General features: G+C 65.1%; 16 protein-coding genes. 5 read left to right on the plus strand and 11 right to left on the minus strand.

Features of this window, described 5'->3' with window-relative positions; translation table 11 throughout:
- Positions 1–18: 18 nt before the first annotated feature.
- Positions 19–960: an allantoinase PuuE gene (gene puuE, locus AC1D75_RS18455; protein WP_495516749.1), complete on the minus strand. Its 942-nt coding sequence runs from the start codon at positions 958–960 to the stop codon at positions 19–21.
- Between the two features lie 152 nt (positions 961–1112).
- Here puuE and AC1D75_RS18460 point away from each other — a divergent pair, with 152 nt between their 5' ends.
- Complete coding sequence (locus tag AC1D75_RS18460; protein WP_495516750.1) at positions 1113–1367, plus strand: DUF2631 domain-containing protein; 255 nt, start codon at positions 1113–1115, stop codon at positions 1365–1367.
- A 46-nt stretch (positions 1368–1413) separates the two neighbouring features.
- Positions 1414–4326: an AfsR/SARP family transcriptional regulator gene (locus AC1D75_RS18465; protein WP_495516751.1), complete on the plus strand. Its 2913-nt coding sequence runs from the start codon at positions 1414–1416 to the stop codon at positions 4324–4326.
- Here AC1D75_RS18465 and AC1D75_RS18470 read toward each other — a convergent pair.
- Positions 4255–5340, minus strand: coding sequence for a class I SAM-dependent methyltransferase (locus tag AC1D75_RS18470; RefSeq protein WP_495516752.1), 1086 nt, complete (start codon positions 5338–5340; stop codon positions 4255–4257). The genes AC1D75_RS18465 and AC1D75_RS18470 overlap by 72 nt on opposite strands.
- 109 nt (positions 5341–5449) lie before the next feature.
- Positions 5450–6559, minus strand: coding sequence for a dual-specificity RNA methyltransferase RlmN (gene rlmN / locus AC1D75_RS18475; RefSeq protein WP_495516753.1), 1110 nt, complete (start codon positions 6557–6559; stop codon positions 5450–5452).
- Positions 6560–6644: 85 nt separating this feature from the next.
- Between rlmN and AC1D75_RS18480 the strand changes: the two genes are divergently transcribed.
- The gene (locus AC1D75_RS18480; RefSeq protein ID WP_495516754.1) at positions 6645–7037 is read left to right on the plus strand and encodes a LapA family protein; all 393 of its coding nucleotides are present in this window, start codon (positions 6645–6647) and stop codon (positions 7035–7037) included.
- Between the two features lie 40 nt (positions 7038–7077).
- On the opposite strand, the gene AC1D75_RS18485 is transcribed toward AC1D75_RS18480, so the two are convergent.
- The 5 genes from AC1D75_RS18485 to rpsB form a co-directional block, all read right to left on the minus strand.
- Entirely contained in the window at positions 7078–8046 is a 969-nt protein-coding gene (locus tag AC1D75_RS18485) for a phosphatidate cytidylyltransferase (RefSeq protein WP_495516755.1), read from the minus strand.
- Positions 8003–8560, minus strand: a complete 558-nt coding sequence (frr, locus tag AC1D75_RS18490) for a ribosome recycling factor (RefSeq protein ID WP_495516756.1) — start codon at positions 8558–8560, stop codon at positions 8003–8005. Before frr ends, AC1D75_RS18485 begins: the two co-directional genes overlap by 44 nt.
- A 48-nt stretch (positions 8561–8608) precedes the next feature.
- Positions 8609–9340: a UMP kinase gene (gene pyrH, locus AC1D75_RS18495; protein ID WP_495516757.1), complete on the minus strand. Its 732-nt coding sequence runs from the start codon at positions 9338–9340 to the stop codon at positions 8609–8611.
- A gap of 165 nt (positions 9341–9505) precedes the next feature.
- Entirely contained in the window at positions 9506–10330 is an 825-nt protein-coding gene (tsf, locus tag AC1D75_RS18500; protein ID WP_495516758.1) for a translation elongation factor Ts, read from the minus strand.
- 57 nt (positions 10331–10387) lie between these two features.
- Positions 10388–11245 carry a 30S ribosomal protein S2 gene (gene rpsB, locus AC1D75_RS18505; protein WP_495516759.1) on the minus strand — a complete coding sequence of 286 codons (858 nt, stop codon included), beginning with the start codon at positions 11243–11245 and terminating at the stop codon, positions 10388–10390.
- A gap of 333 nt (positions 11246–11578) precedes the next feature.
- Between rpsB and AC1D75_RS18510 the strand changes: the two genes are divergently transcribed.
- The gene (locus tag AC1D75_RS18510) at positions 11579–12133 is read left to right on the plus strand and encodes a M23 family metallopeptidase (protein WP_495516760.1); all 555 of its coding nucleotides are present in this window, start codon (positions 11579–11581) and stop codon (positions 12131–12133) included.
- A gap of 6 nt (positions 12134–12139) precedes the next feature.
- Here AC1D75_RS18510 and AC1D75_RS18515 read toward each other — a convergent pair whose 3' ends face one another.
- Both AC1D75_RS18515 and AC1D75_RS18520 read right to left on the minus strand, forming a co-directional pair.
- A complete protein-coding gene (locus tag AC1D75_RS18515) occupies positions 12140–13039 on the minus strand; it encodes a tyrosine recombinase XerC (RefSeq protein ID WP_495516761.1) in 900 nt (299 codons plus the stop codon).
- A 131-nt stretch (positions 13040–13170) separates the two neighbouring features.
- Positions 13171–14007, minus strand: a complete 837-nt coding sequence (locus tag AC1D75_RS18520) for a siderophore-interacting protein (RefSeq protein ID WP_495516762.1) — start codon at positions 14005–14007, stop codon at positions 13171–13173.
- A gap of 112 nt (positions 14008–14119) precedes the next feature.
- Between AC1D75_RS18520 and AC1D75_RS18525 the strand changes: the two genes are divergently transcribed.
- Positions 14120–14818, plus strand: coding sequence for an SDR family NAD(P)-dependent oxidoreductase (locus tag AC1D75_RS18525; RefSeq protein WP_495516763.1), 699 nt, complete (start codon positions 14120–14122; stop codon positions 14816–14818).
- Positions 14819–14828: 10 nt separating this feature from the next.
- On the opposite strand, the gene dprA is transcribed toward AC1D75_RS18525, so the two are convergent.
- A complete protein-coding gene (dprA, locus tag AC1D75_RS18530) occupies positions 14829–15971 on the minus strand; it encodes a DNA-processing protein DprA (protein ID WP_495516764.1) in 1143 nt (380 codons plus the stop codon).
- Positions 15972–15977 lie beyond the last annotated feature (6 nt).

Consider the following 15977-nt stretch of genomic DNA (forward strand, 5'->3'; position numbering starts at 1 on the left):
AGGACTGTCCGGTCGGCACTATCCGGTCGGCGGGTGCGTCGCGATCCAGTGCCGCGCGATGTCGATCCGGCGCGTGATCCAGACCTTGTCGTGGGACTGCACATGATCGAGGAGGCGTTCAAGTGCGGCGGTCCGCGCGGGCCGTCCGGCCAACCGGCAATGCAGACCGATCGAGAGCATCTTGGGCGCCCCGGCCTCGCCTTCGGCGTAGAGAACGTCGAACGCGTCTCTGAGATGGGCATAGAACTGATCCCCCGAGGGAAACCCGGCCGGGGACGCGAACTTCATGTCGTTGGTGTCGAGTGTGTACGGCACCACGAGGTGGTCGACCTGCGCTTCGCCCGAGGGAACCTTCACCCAGTAGGGCAGGTCGTCGGCGTAGCTGTCGGAGTCGTAGAGCAACCCACCGTGTTCGACGACCAGGCGCCGGGTGTTCGGGGAGTCGCGGCCGGTGTACCAGCCCAGCGGTGCGCTGCCGGTGAGTTCGGTGAGGATTTCCATGGCTTCGGCCATGTGCTCACGCTCCACGTCGGGCTCGGTGAGCTGATAATTCAGCCATCGCAGTCCGTGTGAGGCGATCTCGTCGCCGCGTTCGAGAAAAGCCGCGACCGCCTCGGGGTTGCGCGCCATCGCCTGGGCGACGGCGAAGATCGTCAGCGGGAGCCCACGACGTTCGAATACTCGCAACACCCGCCACAGACCGGCCCGCGACCCGTACTCGTACAGCGACTCCATGCTCATGTGCCGGTTCGGAAAGGCCGTGACGCCTGCCATCTCCGAGAGGAACGTCTCGCTCCCCTGATCACCGTCGAGGACGTTGTTCTCCGAGCCCTCTTCGTAATTCAGGACAAATTGAACGGCGATGTTCGCCTGTCCTGGCCATTGCGGGTTCGGGGGCGTGGGGCCGTATCCGATCAGATCTCTCGGATAGTCGGCACGGGTGTGGTTCTCGAGCGGCACCGGATCATTCTGGCACCGGCCCGGCAACGCCGCCGGTCGAGCGCGGCGCCGCGCCGTCTCGTCAGGTCTCACGGGACCGCGACTGCCGGTGCGCATCGGGTCGCGATATGCTCATCGCAGCAAAAGTCGGATCGAAACCAGCAGGAGTAATCGTGGCCAGCACTGAGGTCGAGTACAAGCCCGAACCCGCGGAAGCGCCTTCAGCTCGGTTCGGCTGGCACGGCGAAGGCATCAAGACCTTCAAGATCGCCGCCTGGGTTTCGGTCATCGCGTTGCTCGCCATGCTGATCGGCAATCACGAGGGTCATGTCGAAGACTTCTACCTGCTCGGATTCGTCGCCTTGCTGATCTTCCTCCTCGTTCGCGGCGAAATCGTCAGCCGCGGAAAGTGGAAGAAGCGCAAGTAGCGCTTTCGATCCACCCGACGGGGCCCGCGCGCCTATCCTCGTCCGCATGGACATACGCGTCCTGGGGCCGATACAGGTATTGAGCCCCACCGGTGTGGACGTCACTCCCACCAGCCCGAGCCAGCGAACGGTGATCGCCGTCCTGGCCGCCGAATTCGGGCGATATGTCGACGCTGATTCATTGATCGAATCCCTGTGGGGTTCGACTCCCCCGGAGTCGGCCCACCGGACTCTGCGCAGCTATATGTCGCGGTTGCGGGCAGCGCTCGGTCCGGTGATCAACTCCACCGCCGCGGGCTATTCCCTCGATCGCACCCGCATCCGTCTCGACGCCGACGAGTTCCGGATGGCGACCGAGGTGGCCAGAGATCTGCCGGCCACCACCGCCGCCGAGCATCTGCGCGGCGCGCTCGCACTGTGGCGCGGCAAGGCATTCGGAGAACTCGCCGGGCTACCCCAAATCGCTGCCACCGCACATGGACTCGAATTGATCCGAATCAGTGCGCGCGAACACTTCGCCGATGCACTGCTGCGATCGGGCGATCACGACAACGCGATCGTCGAGGCCGACGCACTTGTCACCGAGCATCCACTCCACGACTCGGCCTGGGCGTTACTGGTACGTTCCTACACCGCTGCCCGTCGACAAGCCGAGGCGATCAACACTTTTCGTCGTGCCCACCGGGCATTGACCGAGGCGGGACTGGAACCCTCCGAGGATCTGCGTCGGGCACAACAGGCGGCGTACGACCTCCCGGCGCCAACGCGCCCCACGCCTGATCCGCGCGATGACGCCGGTCTGGTCGGCCGAAGCCACGACCTCGATGCGATCTCTTCCCTACTGGAACGGACGAATCTGGTCACCATCGTGGGTCCGGGTGGCGTGGGGAAAACCGCGGTGGCCCGGGCCGTCGTCGATCGCTACCGCGGTCACGGCAGCACCGGCGTCCGCGTTGTCGAACTCGCTGCGCTCACGGATCCGAGCGCTGTCTCCGAAGCGGTGATCACCGGCATCGGACTGACCACCGACGCCGGCGACCCCCTCGACGCCTTGCGTCCCGCCCGCGACCTGGATCTCCTTGTGCTCCTCGACAATTGCGAACATGTCTTGGACGCGGTCTGCGCGGTGACGGCGGCATTGCTCGGCGATGGTGACGGTGCGCTTCGCATCATCGCCACCAGTCGCGAACTGCTGGGGATGCCCCGCGAATACGGATGGCCACTGCGACCACTCGGCACCGGTGGACCCGATCCGGCTGCGCAACAGTACTTTTCCATACGTGCTGCGGCAGCCCGTCCCGATGCCCTCGGCCACGGCGACACCGCCGTCGTCAACCGGATCGTCCGGATTCTCGACGGTCTACCGCTTGCCATCGAATTGGCCGCCGCGAGACTGGCAACACTCGGCGTGGCCGATCTGGCCGATCAGATCGAGGCGAACATCGCCGGGTCCACCGACACCACCCCACTGACCCGGCGCGGCGGCGAACCTCGGCATCGAACGCTGAGGGCTGCCATCGACTGGTCGCGCGACCTGCTCCCCGCCGAGGCCCGAGACACCTTGGACCAGTGGACGGTGTTCGCCGGAGCGGTCCGCGCCGACGATGCCGCCGCCATCTTGCGGGTCGACCCGGCGATAATCGACCTGCTGGCAAGGCAGTCGTTGCTGTCCACTGAGATCAGTTCCGGCCGAACCTATTACCGCATGCTCCAGACCGTGCGTTCGGTGGTCGGTCCGCCCGCCGATGAGACATCGCACGCGCATTTGCGCTACTACGGTGCCGTCGCGGCCGAGTGCGCCCGGATCCTGCAGACCTCCGATGAGCACCGAGCGCATGTTCGCCTGACCGAGTTGATCGACGAACTTCGCGTCGCCCACAGCCGGGCCCGGGTCCTCGACATCGATGCGGCAGTGGCACTGTCGGTGGATCTGCACTGGTTCGGCGTGTCTCGTCTGCACACCGAACTGCTCGGCTGGGCAGGCAAGCTGACTCCGCTGGTCCAGGATCGGCCCGAGCTCGCCGCAGCCGTCGATGCGACCACGGCCTACCGTCTGGTGATCGCCGAGCAGCTCGATTCGGCCCGGGTACGAGCCGAGAGCGCCTTAAATGCGAACCCTGACCCCCGGGACCGCATGCACGCGCTCGAAGCACTCGGCGATTGCACCCTGTTCGAGGGCGACCTCGTCGCAGCGCACCGCCATTACGGCGAACTGGTCGACGTCGGCACCGCGATGGGCCACAGGTACTACGAGCTGATCGGCCGGATAGGACAGATCATGACTCTCGCGTACGGAGGCAGACGTGCCGATGCCGCGGCCGGCCTGCGGAGACTCGATGACGACTTCGCAGGCGCAGACCTGAGTCCCACCCAATCGAGCTGGCTGCAGTACATCCACGGGGAAGCCGTCCTCGATGACGAACCCAGAGCTGCCGGCGACGCTTTCGATCGGTCGATCGAGCTCGCGGACTCCGTCGAAAGTCGTTACGTCGCCGGGGTCGCGAGAGTGTCGGCGGTCAGCCTGCAAGCCCGCACCGGTGACCCGGGTGCGGCGTTGAAGCGTTACGCCGAGGTCATCGAACACTGGCTCGGCACCGGATCGTGGTCGCACCTGCTGACCACCATGCGCAATCTGGCATCCACGCTTGAAACCGTGGGTGCCGACCGCGCCGCCACCCAACTCATCGGCGCGGTCTGCCGCCCCGACCAGACCCCGTCGTACGGAACGGAGGCCGCCCGGCTCGCGGATGCCTCCGACGCCCTGCGCGTCGGACTCGGAACCGAAGTGTTCAACGCCGAGTATGCGGCAGGCGCAGCCCGCGATCTGTCGACCGCGGGCCGGATCGCCGTCGCCGAGATCCGGAGCCTGCTCGGGCGCCGGACACCGTCATTGGAGGCGGTAGAACCGGAACAGGTCGTGATCGATGTCGACGACCGTCGCACCATCGAATCCAGCTGAGCGAGCGTAGCTTTCGAGCGTCGAATGGCGCATCACCGTCCCGGTTGCGGCACTGTCCGGGTCGGACATCCCATCGGGTAGACAGCACAGGATAGAGAATCCGTAGAGAAGCTGTTCGACGGGTCCGGCGTCGGCGGAGAAGGTTTCCGCGGTGCGCTCATCCATGATCACCACCGGGGCGGCGGCTGCTGCGATCCGTCGCGCGGTCGCAAGGAATGCCACCGGATCGGACAGGTCGTGGACGCATTCGAATGCGAACACCGCGTCGTACCGACCAGATAGGTCGGATTCCCGCAGGTCGGCGATCTTGAATTGCACCCGGTCCCCCACACCGTGGGCCGCGGCGTTTCGGGTGGCCGCCGCGATGGACGCTGCGTCGACGTCGAAGCCGTCGACCGTGATCTCGGGATAACCCAGGGCCAGGGCGATCGCCGACCAGCCTTCGCCACAACCGATGTCGGCAACCCGGCCGGGCGACTGCAACCGGCTGTGCAGGTCGGGCACCTTCGGAATGAACTCTTGGGCGAGCTGGCCGAGGAACATGGGCCGGTTGGCGTAGGCCTGCGCCTCGCGGGCGTCGGTGCCGAGCTGCTGCCACGACACGCCACCACCGTTGCGGTACGCCTCGATCAGAGCGGGCAAGGCCGCGCCCGTGGCCGCGAAGAAACGCGATATCGACGCCATGTAACTCAGGCTGTCCTGGTTCACCAGAACCTCCGCGTGCGCCGGTGGCAATGCGAAACGGACGGGCTCGTGCTCCGTCAACGCCGTGATGTATCCGGCAACGCTTTGGTGTTCGAGCCACTCGCGGGCGTACCGGGTGACGGTGCCCGTGCGGTGCGCCAGCTCGTCGGCGGTCATCGGCCCCTCGGACGCAAGCGTCCGGTACCAGCCGAGTCGATCGCCGAGATAGAGCGCAGAAACGTTCTGTGCTCCCAGCAGGTCTGCGAACACGGCGTCGGCGAACTGATCGACCGACGATTCGGATGCGGTAGGTGATGTGGTGCTGGTCATGGCACGATTCCTGTCCTCGTATCGAATGATTCGAGTTCAACGATCGCGCCCGGACATTGCAGCCCGGATGCAGCTCGGTTGCATCCGGGCGGGCCGGATGCCCCAGCGACTACTTCTCTTCGGCCGCCAACTGCCCACAGGCTGCGGCGATCTCCTGGCCCCGGGTGTCGCGAACCGTGCACGACACACCCTGGGCGAGGACACGTCTGACGAACTCGCGCTCGGCGGGCTTGGGGCTGGCATCCCACTGCGAACCCGGTGTCGGGTTGAGCGGGATCAGGTTCACGTGCACCAGCGGGCCGAGGGCCTTGCGCAGCTTGTCGCCGAGCATGTCGGCACGCCAGGGCTGGTCGTTGATGTCGCGGATGAGGGCGTATTCGATCGAGACCCGGCGACCGGTGCTGTCCGCGTAGTAGCGCGCGGCGTCGAGCACCTCTTTCACCGACCACCGGTTGTTCACCGGGACCAGGGTGTCGCGCAGTTCGTCGTCCGGGGTGTGCAGGGACACCGCGAGGGTGACGGTGAGGCCTTCATCGGCCATCCGGCGGATCGCCGGGGCCAGGCCCACCGTGGACACCGTCACCGACCGCTGGGAGATACCCAGACCGTCGGGTGCGGGCGAGGTGATCTTCCGGACGGCGTCGATCACACGCTTGTAGTTGGCCAGCGGCTCACCCATGCCCATGAACACCACATTGGACAGGCGGCCGGGCTCGCCCAGCTCCCCATCACGCATCGCACGGGCCGCAGACCGGACCTGATCGACGATCTCGGCGGTCGACAGGTTGCGGTCCAGGCCGCCCTGCCCGGTGGCACAGAACGGGCAGGCCATGCCGCAGCCGGCCTGACTCGAGATGCAGAGCGTGGTGCGGTCGGTGTAACGCATCAGTACCGATTCGAGCAGGGTTCCGTCGTGCAGCCGCCACAGTGTCTTGCGGGTGGTGTTGTCGTCGCAGGCGATGTGCCGGACCACGGTCATCAGCTTCGGAAACAGCGCCTGTCCCACCGGTTCGCGCATCGCCGCAGGTAGATCGGTCATCTCGGCGGGATCGGCGTTGAGCCGCGAGTAGTACTGACGGGCCAGCTGGTCCGCGCGGAACTTCGGGAGGCCGAGTTTGGCGACCGCCGCAACACGTCCTGCGGCGTCCAGATCTGCAAGGTGTTGTGGAGGCATGCCGCGTTTGGGCGCGTCAAACACCAGCGGAATCGGAACTGTCATGGTTAAAGCGTGACGTAGATCCGCCGCAGATGCCAATTTCACGACTGTGATTGTCGTCGGGCGACAGTCAGAGGACTATGGACATATGACGCAGCCGACAGATGGATATCCGCAGGAACCCGCGGGTTATGAGAACCCGGACCAGACGCCACCGGAAACCAACCCGGTCGGAGGCGACGTGCCCGTCGCCGATCACCGGGACGAACTTCGGCGCCAGGCCCTCGACGATGTGAAGCACACCCGTACCCGCGCCGCCTGGGTCGGCCTGATCGTCGGCGCGGTCATCACCCTGATGTTGCTGGTGTTCATCGTGCAGAATCTCGACAAGCAGAGCATCGACTTGTTCTTCTGGACGGTCAACCTGCCCCTCGGGGTCAGCTTGCTGATCGCGGCCATCCTGGGCGCGGTCATCACCGCGATTGTCGGCAGCCTGCGGATGTTGCAGGTCCGCCGGGCCGTCAAGAGGGCGCAACCCTGAGTTCCCGACAGTTCTGAATCCCGGGCGTCCCTGGCTACGACTAGAGCAGGGCGCCCAGGATTGCCCAGACCACAAAAGCGGAAGGCAACAGCGAATCGAGGCGGTCCATGATGCCGCCGTGACCGGGCAACAGTGTTCCCATGTCCTTGATCCCGAGATCGCGCTTGACCTGTGATTCGACAAGGTCGCCGAGCGTGGCGCAGACGACCAGTACCGGTCCGAGGATCAAACCGATCCACCATTGCGCGTCCACGACGAACACGATGGTCAAGATCGACCCGACGATGCCGAAGACCAGGGAACCGACCAAACCCTCCCACGACTTCTTGGGACTGATGGCAGGTGCCATCGGATGCTTGCCCAGCAGCACACCGAACACGTAGCCGCCGACGTCCGAGCAGACCACCACGATCATCAGGGTGAACACCCGGGCGGCGCCGTTGTCCTCGAGGACCATCGACGCACCGAACGAGCCCATCAGCGGGAGCCAACACAGCACCAGCGTGGTGCCGGCAAGATCTTGCAGGTAGTTCTCGGGCGCGGAGTTCAGCCCCTGCGCCAACAACTTCCAGATCATCGACACCAGCACCGTCGCGGCCAGCGCGACGATCGACGCCGTGACACCCCATGGCCAGCTCACCCACATCATGGCCTGACCGCCGACCAGGATCGGGATCAATGCGACGTTGATGCCGTTCTCACGCAGCCGCTTGGTGACTTCCCAGCTCGCGACGCCGATGGCCACGGCGACCACGGGGAACCACACCTCGGGTATGAAGATGAGGATCAGGATCAGCGACACACCGAGTGTGCCGCCCACACCGATGGCAGCCGGTAGGTCACGTCCCGCGCGGGAAGTGGAGCCCTTGGGCTGCGGACCTGGTGTGCCCTGCGGCCGATTCGTATCGGTCACCTGATGCCCTGCTCCTTCAGTCACCGCCAGAGGTACGTCACCAAACGGTGACTCAGACCTCAAGCAGTTCCGCTTCCTTGTGCTTGACCAGCTCATCGATCTGGGTGACGTATGACGAGGTGGTCTTGTCGAGATCTTTCTCGGCCCGCGTCACATCGTCTTCACCGGCTTCGCCGTCTTTTTGGATGCGCTTGAGCTCATCGACGGCCTTGCGGCGCACGTTGCGGATGGAGACCTTGGCGTCCTCACCCTTCGACTTGACCTGTTTGACGAGCTCGCGGCGGCGCTCTTCGGTCAGCTGTGGAATCGAGATCCGAATGATGTTGCCATCATTGGTCGGGTTCACACCCAGGTCGGAATTGCGGATGGAGGTCTCGATGGGCCCCAACGTGCTGGCCTCATACGGCTTGATGACCACCATGCGCGCTTCGGTGGTGTTGATGGAAGCAACCTGCGTGATCGGGGTCGTCGAACCGTAGTAGTCGATGGTGACCCGGTTGAACATCGCCGGATTGGCGCGTCCGGTCCGGACCGAGCCCATGTCGTCGCGCGCGACACCGACAGCTTTTTCCATTTTTTCCTCGGCGTCCAGGAGCGCGTCGTCGATCATGGTGTCCTCCGTTGTCGTGTGCTCGTGCTTTGTGGGTATGGCGACCGGTCAGGTGCTGACCAGTGTTCCGATCTTCTCACCTGCGACCGCTCGGGCAATGTTCCCCTGCTCCAGCAAATTGAACACCAGCATCGGCATCTGGTTGTCCATACACAGGCTGAAGGCTGTCGCGTCTGCAACCTTGAGGCCCTTTTCGATGACCTCGCGGTGCGTGATCTCGCGGTAGAGCGTGGCGTCGGGGTCGACCCGCGGATCGGCGGAGTAGACACCGTCGACGCCCTTGGCCATCAGCACGACCTCGGCCTTGATCTCGAGGGCGCGCTGCGCGGCGGTGGTATCGGTGGAGAAATAGGGCATGCCCATGCCGGCGCCGAAGATGACGACGCGGCCCTTCTCGAGGTGTCGCTCGGCGCGCAACGGAATGTAGGGCTCGGCGACCTGACCCATGGTGATGGCGGTCTGCACACGCGTGACGATGCCGCGCTTCTCCAGGAAGTCTTGCAGCGCAAGGCAATTCATGACCGTACCGAGCATGCCCATGTAATCGGAACGTGAGCGCTCGAGGCCCCGCTGTTGCAGCTCGGCGCCGCGGAAGAAGTTGCCACCACCGATGACAACTGCCACCTGGACACCCGAATTGACCACTTCGGCAATCTGGTCGGCAACGGTCGAGACAACATCGGGATCGAGCCCGACCTTGCCGCCGCCGAACATCTCGCCACCGAGCTTGAGAAGCACGCGCTTGAATCCGGTGCGCTCGGGCGTGATGTCCTCGGTCATGTGGGGTGTCCCTTCGTTGTGCCGGTGTGCGTCAGACTAATTCTGACGCCCGTCACTTTGTGATCTACATCTGGGTGATCTGCGTCGGGCTCGATCGTATCGGGACCATTGCACAAAAGAACCCCGGCGAATCAAAGGATTCGCACGGGGTTCCTTGCACAAAAATCAGGCCTGTCCGACCTCGAAACGGGTGAACGACACTACTTGAGCGCCCGCCTCTTCGAGAACAGCCTTGACGGTCTTCTTCGAATCCGTGACCGAAGCCTGATCGACGAGGACGACGTCCTTGTAGAAACCGTTGACGCGACCTTCGACGATCTTGGAGAGCGCAGCCTCGGGCTTGCCCTCCTCGCGAGCGGTCTGCTCGGCGATGCGACGCTCGGAAGCGACCACATCCTCGGGGACCTCGTCACGGGTTGCGTACTTGGCCTTGAGTGCGGCGACCTGCATCGCAGCGCCGCGAGCGGCCTCTGCAGCAGCATCGGAGTCACCGGTGTACTCGACCAGGACACCAACGGACGGCGGCAGATCCGACGCGCGCTTGTGCAGGTACGAGGCAACCTTGCCACCGTGGTAGGCGACACGGCGCAGGACCAGCTTCTCGCCGATCTTGGCAGCAAGCGCCTGAACGAGCTCGTCGACCGTGCCGTCGCCGACCTTGGCGGCCTTGAGGACCTCCACGTCGGACGTCTTCGCGGCAACCGCAGCGTCGAGAACCTGGGCCGCGAGGGCCTGGAACTCATCGTTCTTCGCAACGAAGTCGGTCTCAGAGTTGATCTCGATCATCGCGCCGTCTTTCGCTGCGATCAGACCTTCGGCCGTGGACCGCTCGGCGCGCTTGCCGACGTCCTTGGCACCCTTGATCCGCAGCTCTTCGACGGCCTTGTCGAGATCGCCATCATTGGCGGCCAGAGCGTTTTTGCAATCGAGCATTCCCGAACCGGTCAGTTCGCGGAGCCGCTTGACGTCAGCGGCGGTGTAGTTCGCCATGGGTGGGCGAGCCTCCTGTTGTCGAATGATTCTGGAAGTTGTTGGACCAGAAGTGGATCAGGCCTGAGCAGGGGTTTCCGCGTCAGCGGCGGGAGCCTCGGCTGCCGGAGCTTCTGCTGCCGGAGCTTCTGCGGCGGGGGCGGTGGCCTCCGTCAGCAGTTCCTGCTCCCACTCGGCGAGGGGCTCGCCGGCTGCGTTCTCAGGCTTGGTGTCGGACGAACCCTGTCCGGCGCGTGACTGCACACCTTCGGCAACCGCAGCAGCGATCACGTGGGTCAGCAGCGCTGCCGAGCGGATTGCGTCGTCGTTACCCGGGATCGGGTAGTCGACCAGGTCGGGGTCGCAGTTGGTGTCCAGGATCGCGATGACCGGGATGTTCAGCTTGCGAGCCTCGGAGACAGCCAGGTGCTCCTTGTTGGTGTCGACGACCCAGATGGCCGACGGAACCTTGGCCATGTCCCGGATACCACCGAGGGTGCGATCCAATTTGGTCATCTCACGCGTGAGCATGAGGATTTCCTTCTTGGTGCGGCCTTCGAAGCCACCGGTCTGCTCCATTGCCTCGAGGTCCTTCAGGCGCAGAAGGCGCTTGTGGACGGTCGAGAAGTTGGTGAGCATGCCGCCGAGCCAGCGCTGGTTCACGTACGGCATGCCGACGCGGGTGGCCTCTGCGGCGATGGATTCCTGAGCCTGCTTCTTGGTACCGACGAAGAGGATGGTGCCACCGTGGGCAACCGTCTCCTTGACGAACTCGTACGCCTTGTCGATGTAGGTCAGCGTCTGCTGCAAGTCGATGATGTAGATGCCGTTGCGATCGGTGAAGATGAATCGCTTCATCTTGGGATTCCAACGACGGGTCTGATGCCCGAAATGAGCGCCGCTGTCCAGCAGCTGCTTCATGGTTACGACAGCCATGTGTTCACTTTCATGTGCAGTTTGACGTCGGCATCCGGTTGGTCGCCGACCCTGGCACCTGTCAGGTGTGGAACCCTCTGTCAAAGAAGGACTGCCCACACCCCGTGTCGGACGGACTGACGTCAGCCGACCGCAGGCGCGCGAAGTCACTCCCACCGAGGCGAGAGCGCCATATGAGTCTACGCGCGCCGGGCCTCTAGGAGAAATCGCCTCTCCACGTCACGTGCCGCTGATTGTCAAGTCCCCCTGCGCAACTGTGGATGATCAACCGCGTACTCCCCAGACACTTCCCTGACCTGGCCCGATCCCCCATCACCGGTCAGCATCTTCAGTATGGCCTTCCGGCGGCGACTGCGTCGAGCATCAACGTCGATGATCGCCGCGCTGGTCATTTTCTCGCTGCTGAACGCGCCCTCGGCGCCGCTTGCGGGCGCAGCTCCGGCCGTCGGCAGCGATCAGGCCTACAGCTGGCCGCTGTCCCCGGTGCCATCGGTACTGCGCCGATTCGAACCACCGCCGCAGCGCTGGCTCCCCGGACATCGGGGTGTGGACCTGGCGGCCTCGCCCGGTGCGGTTGTCAGATCGGCAGGCGCTGGGGTGGTGCACTTCTCGGGTCAGGTCGCGGGCAAACCGGTGGTGTCGATCCGGCATTCCGACGGGTTGTTGACCACCTACGAACCGGTGACCGGCTCGGTGCGGGCCGGGACCGTTGTCGGCCGCGGGTCGCCGATCGGGGTCCTCGAGTCCGGACATGCCGAATGCCTGCGGGGTTGCCTGCACTGGGGCGCACGCCGCGGGGCCGGGGCGTCGGCGGTGTACCTCGATCCCCTGGCCCTGCTCGGACTGGTCCGGGTACGACTCAAGCCGCTGCAGCCGGGTGACGGTTGACCGGTCTCACGCTCTCGGATGTGCCTGGTCGTGCACTTTTCGCAGGCGTTCGACGCTGACGTGCGTATAGAGCTGCGTGGTCGCCAGGCTGGCGTGACCGAGGAGTTCTTGCACGACCCGCAGGTCGGCGCCGCCTTCCAACAGGTGCGTGGCGGCACTGTGCCGCAAGCCGTGCGGACCGAGATCCGGCGCATCGGGCAGAGCCCCCAGCACTTTGTGGACGACGGTCCGGGCCATCCGCTGATCGAGCCGTCCCCCTTTCGACCCGACCAGCAGCGCATGACTGGCTTTGGGTTGGGCCAGCGCCGGGCGGCCCACTCGCAGCCACCGATCGATGGCAGCGGCGGCCGGGGTGCCGAACGGCACCGTTCGTTCTTTGTTGCCCTTACCGATGACACGCAGCACGTTCCGGGAACGATCGACGTCGTCGATGTCGAGGCCACAGAGTTCCCCGACTCGAATTCCGGTGGCGTACAACAATTCCACGATGAGCTGATCGCGTTGCGCGACCGGATCGTCGGGATCGTGGTCGGGCGCCGCCGGGGTGAGTGCGGCCGTCGCCTGATCGGCGCTGAGGACACCGGGCAATGTGCGGTGCGCCTTGGGTGCCTGCAGACGGGTGCCGGGGTCGACTGCCAGGATGCCTTCGCGGGTGGCCCACGCGGTGAATCGCTTGGCCGATGAGGCCTGTCGCGCGATGGTCGTCCGGGCGGCGCCACCTTTGCTGTGGGCCGCGAGCCACGCTCGTAGGGTTGCCAGGTCGATCGCCGAGGGCGCCAGGCCGCGAACACCGGCAAAGCTGATCAGCGAACGGATGTCACCGAGGTAGGCACGCACGGTGTGCTCGCTGTGCCCGCATTCGAGCTGCAGATAGCTCTTGTAGTCCTCGATGATCGATGCGCTCACCCGCTCAGCCAATCGATCTGCGCCGACGGTCGCAAGCCGCCACACCCCCAACCCCGATATTGTGCCCTTTTGGTTATGCCGACCTGGGCAAATGCTCGCCAAAAGCGCACATCATCGGGATCGGGACGGCGCTAGCTTGCGCCTTCGAGCGTTCGCTGGCTCGCTTTCCACTGACGGAAGCCCTCTTCGGTGTGCCCGCGTCGCCAATAACCACTGATCGAGGCGTTGCCGGCAGGCACTCCGCGTTCTTTGCGGATGTATCCGCGCAGATTCTGCATCACGACTTCGGCTTCGCCGTGGATGAACACCTGCACCGAACCGGGCAGCCACTCGGCGTTCCGGACCGCAGCGACGATCGGGGCGTTGGCCCCGCCCAGCTCATCGGTGATCGCATCAGAACCGACGCCGCGGTGCAGCCAGACGATCTCGGCGGTGTCCGGGGCGATCAGGTCGACTTCGTCTTCGGGTCCGGCAACCTCGATGAATGCCTTCACGACGGTTCCGTCGGGCATGACCTCGAGGGCTGCTGCCAGCGCCGGGAGTCCCGCTTCGTCAGCAGCGAGCAAATGCCAGTCGACGTCCGTCTTCGGGCGGTAACCGCTGCCCGGCCCGAAAAACCGGATCTCCTCGCCGGGCTGGGCCGCGGCAGCCCAGGGACCGGCGATGCCCGCCTCGCCGTGGACAACGAAGTCCACCGCGATCTCACGTGCGGCATGGTCGACCCGCCGGACTGTGTAGGTACGCAGGATCGTCGGCTCATCACCGTGAAGCTTGGCTCGAATCCGTTGCAGTCCGCGTGGTTTGGTGGCCTCCGCTTCCTCTGCCGGAAACATGAACTTGATGTACATGTCGGTGTCGTCGTTCGCCTGGAAGTCGTCGAATCCGGCGCCCCCGAGGTACACCCGCACCAGATGGGGTGTGAGTTGCTCGGTTCGCTGAACCGTCATCGTGTTTTCGCGCTTCGCCACGCATACGTCCTCTCGTCAAAGGCGGGTGGGCCGACGGTCTTCGTCAGGCCGGCTCCAGCCACCCGCTCCACCGTACCCGAAAATAGGTAACCCTAAGTAGTGTGGATCACACATGTCCGGCGCTACCACACTCGACGTCACCGATGGTGGACAGATCCACGCGTTGAACGACGTTCTGCCCGACCGTCTCGATGCCGTGGTCGACAACGCCGGAATCGTCGTGGGTGGTCCGGTCGAGACCATTTCACCGGAGCAACTGCGTCATCAGATGGAGGTGAACGTAGTCGGTCAGCATGCGGTGACGCAGGCCGTTATGCCGCGCCTGCGGGCAGCGCGGGGCCGGGTGATTTTCGTGTCGTCGGTCAGCGGACGGATCGCGACGCCGATGACCGGGGCATACAACGCATCCAAGTTCGCTCTCGAAGGGCTGGCAGACGCGCTGCGAATCGAGTTGCGGCCCTGGCATGTTCGGGTTGTCTTGATCGAACCCGGGCAGACCGATACCGATATCTGGCGTGACGCCGAGTCCACGCTGGACAACAGCCTCACCGAACTCTCGGATGCGGACCGAAAGCTGTACACCAAACACATCAACGGATATCGCAAGACGATCTCGTCGGCGCAGAAGGCTGCAGTACCGGCCGAGATGGTGGCGGCATCGATCGAGTCGGCGCTGACGGCCACCCGTCCCCGCGCCCGCTACGTGGTGGGTGCAGCGAACAAGATCTCGGCCCCGTTGGTCGGGTTGCTACCAACAGCGCTGTCCGACTTGATCATCGGCAAGGTCACCGGCGTCCCGAAGACACCGTGAGATCTGCACGTCACCCATCCCGAGCCAACCTCCAGCCCGAACCGTCGGTGTTGAGCATCCCTCGGGCCTCGAGGACCGCCAGCGCCGATCGGACCTGCCGCACATCGAGTCCGCACGCGAACGAGATCTCGCCGATCGTCAGGGATCCGGAAGCCGGAACGGCGTCGTAGACCCGCAACTGGTCGGCATCGAGGTTGTCGGTGCGGCGGCCGAGCGGACCGGCCTCTGGCGCAACGGCATCTGCACCTTCCGGCTGCGCGAGGCGTAGGACGTCACGCGAGTCGGTCACCAGCTGCGCAACACCGTCGGCAATCATCCGGTGGCAACCCACCGACGTCGCCGAGGTGACCGGTCCGGGTACAGCGCCAAGTGGTGTCCCGAGCTTGCGGGCCCAGGCGGCGGTGTTCGCCGCACCGCTGCGGTGACCGGCCTCGACAACTACGACTGCCGACGACAAGGCGGCCACCAGTCGGTTCCGGGTGAGGAACCGATGTTTGGCTGCGGTGGTACCGGGCGCGTACTCACTGATCACCATTCCGGTGCGGGCGATCTCGGACAACAACCGCGCGTGACCCGCCGGATAATCGCGATCGATGCCGCAGGCCAGTACCGCGATGGTGAGACCTCCGGAGGCAAGCACGTTGCGGTGCGCAACGCCGTCGATCCCGTACGCGCCGCCCGACACCACGGTCCAGCTCTCGGCGGCCAGCCCATTCGACATCAACCCGGTGACATGCTCGCCGTATCCCGACGCCGCGCGCGACCCAACGATTGCGATCGATCGGTCGACGGCCCCGTCGAGTTCGACTGGTCCTCGCACCCACAAGGCCAGCGGTTCGCCGCCTTTCGCGGCGGTGTCGGCCTTGCTCAGGGTCAGCAGTTGCCAACCCGGCCATTCGGTGTCGTCCGGTGTCACCAACCGGCCACCGAGTCGCGCCGCCGTCTCGAGGTCTGCAGCGGCGGTGTTGACGCCGAACCGCGCTTCGGTCAGCCGAAGCACCTCAGCGTGTTTCGGCGGGATCACCCTGGTGGCAACGGCCTTTGCCGCCTCGCTCACCCCGACGTCGGCAATCAACGTACGCAGCGCCGCGCTGGGTGGTTCGGCAACGGCGGCCAGATATGCCCAGTCCCGCCGCTGGTGTTCGTCGAGCACTACTCC

The sequence above is a fragment of the Williamsia sp. Y712 genome, assembly GCF_059445525.1.

Coding starts and splice junctions, on each gene's coding strand:
- AC1D75_RS18465 (WP_495516751.1), top strand. CDS start 1,414: ATGGACATACGCGTCCTGGGGCCGATACAGGTATTGAGCCCCACCGGT.
- AC1D75_RS18470 (WP_495516752.1), bottom strand. CDS start 5,340: ATGACCAGCACCACATCACCTACCGCATCCGAATCGTCGGTCGATCAG.
- rlmN (WP_495516753.1), bottom strand. CDS start 6,559: ATGACAGTTCCGATTCCGCTGGTGTTTGACGCGCCCAAACGCGGCATG.
- AC1D75_RS18480 (WP_495516754.1), top strand. CDS start 6,645: ATGACGCAGCCGACAGATGGATATCCGCAGGAACCCGCGGGTTATGAG.
- AC1D75_RS18485 (WP_495516755.1), bottom strand. CDS start 8,046: ATGAGCTGGTCAAGCACAAGGAAGCGGAACTGCTTGAGGTCTGAGTCA.
- frr (WP_495516756.1), bottom strand. CDS start 8,560: ATGATCGACGACGCGCTCCTGGACGCCGAGGAAAAAATGGAAAAAGCT.
- pyrH (WP_495516757.1), bottom strand. CDS start 9,340: ATGACCGAGGACATCACGCCCGAGCGCACCGGATTCAAGCGCGTGCTT.
- tsf (WP_495516758.1), bottom strand. CDS start 10,330: ATGGCGAACTACACCGCCGCTGACGTCAAGCGGCTCCGCGAACTGACC.
- rpsB (WP_495516759.1), bottom strand. CDS start 11,245: ATGGCTGTCGTAACCATGAAGCAGCTGCTGGACAGCGGCGCTCATTTC.
- AC1D75_RS18510 (WP_495516760.1), top strand. CDS start 11,579: ATGGCCTTCCGGCGGCGACTGCGTCGAGCATCAACGTCGATGATCGCC.
- AC1D75_RS18525 (WP_495516763.1), top strand. CDS start 14,120: ATGTCCGGCGCTACCACACTCGACGTCACCGATGGTGGACAGATCCAC.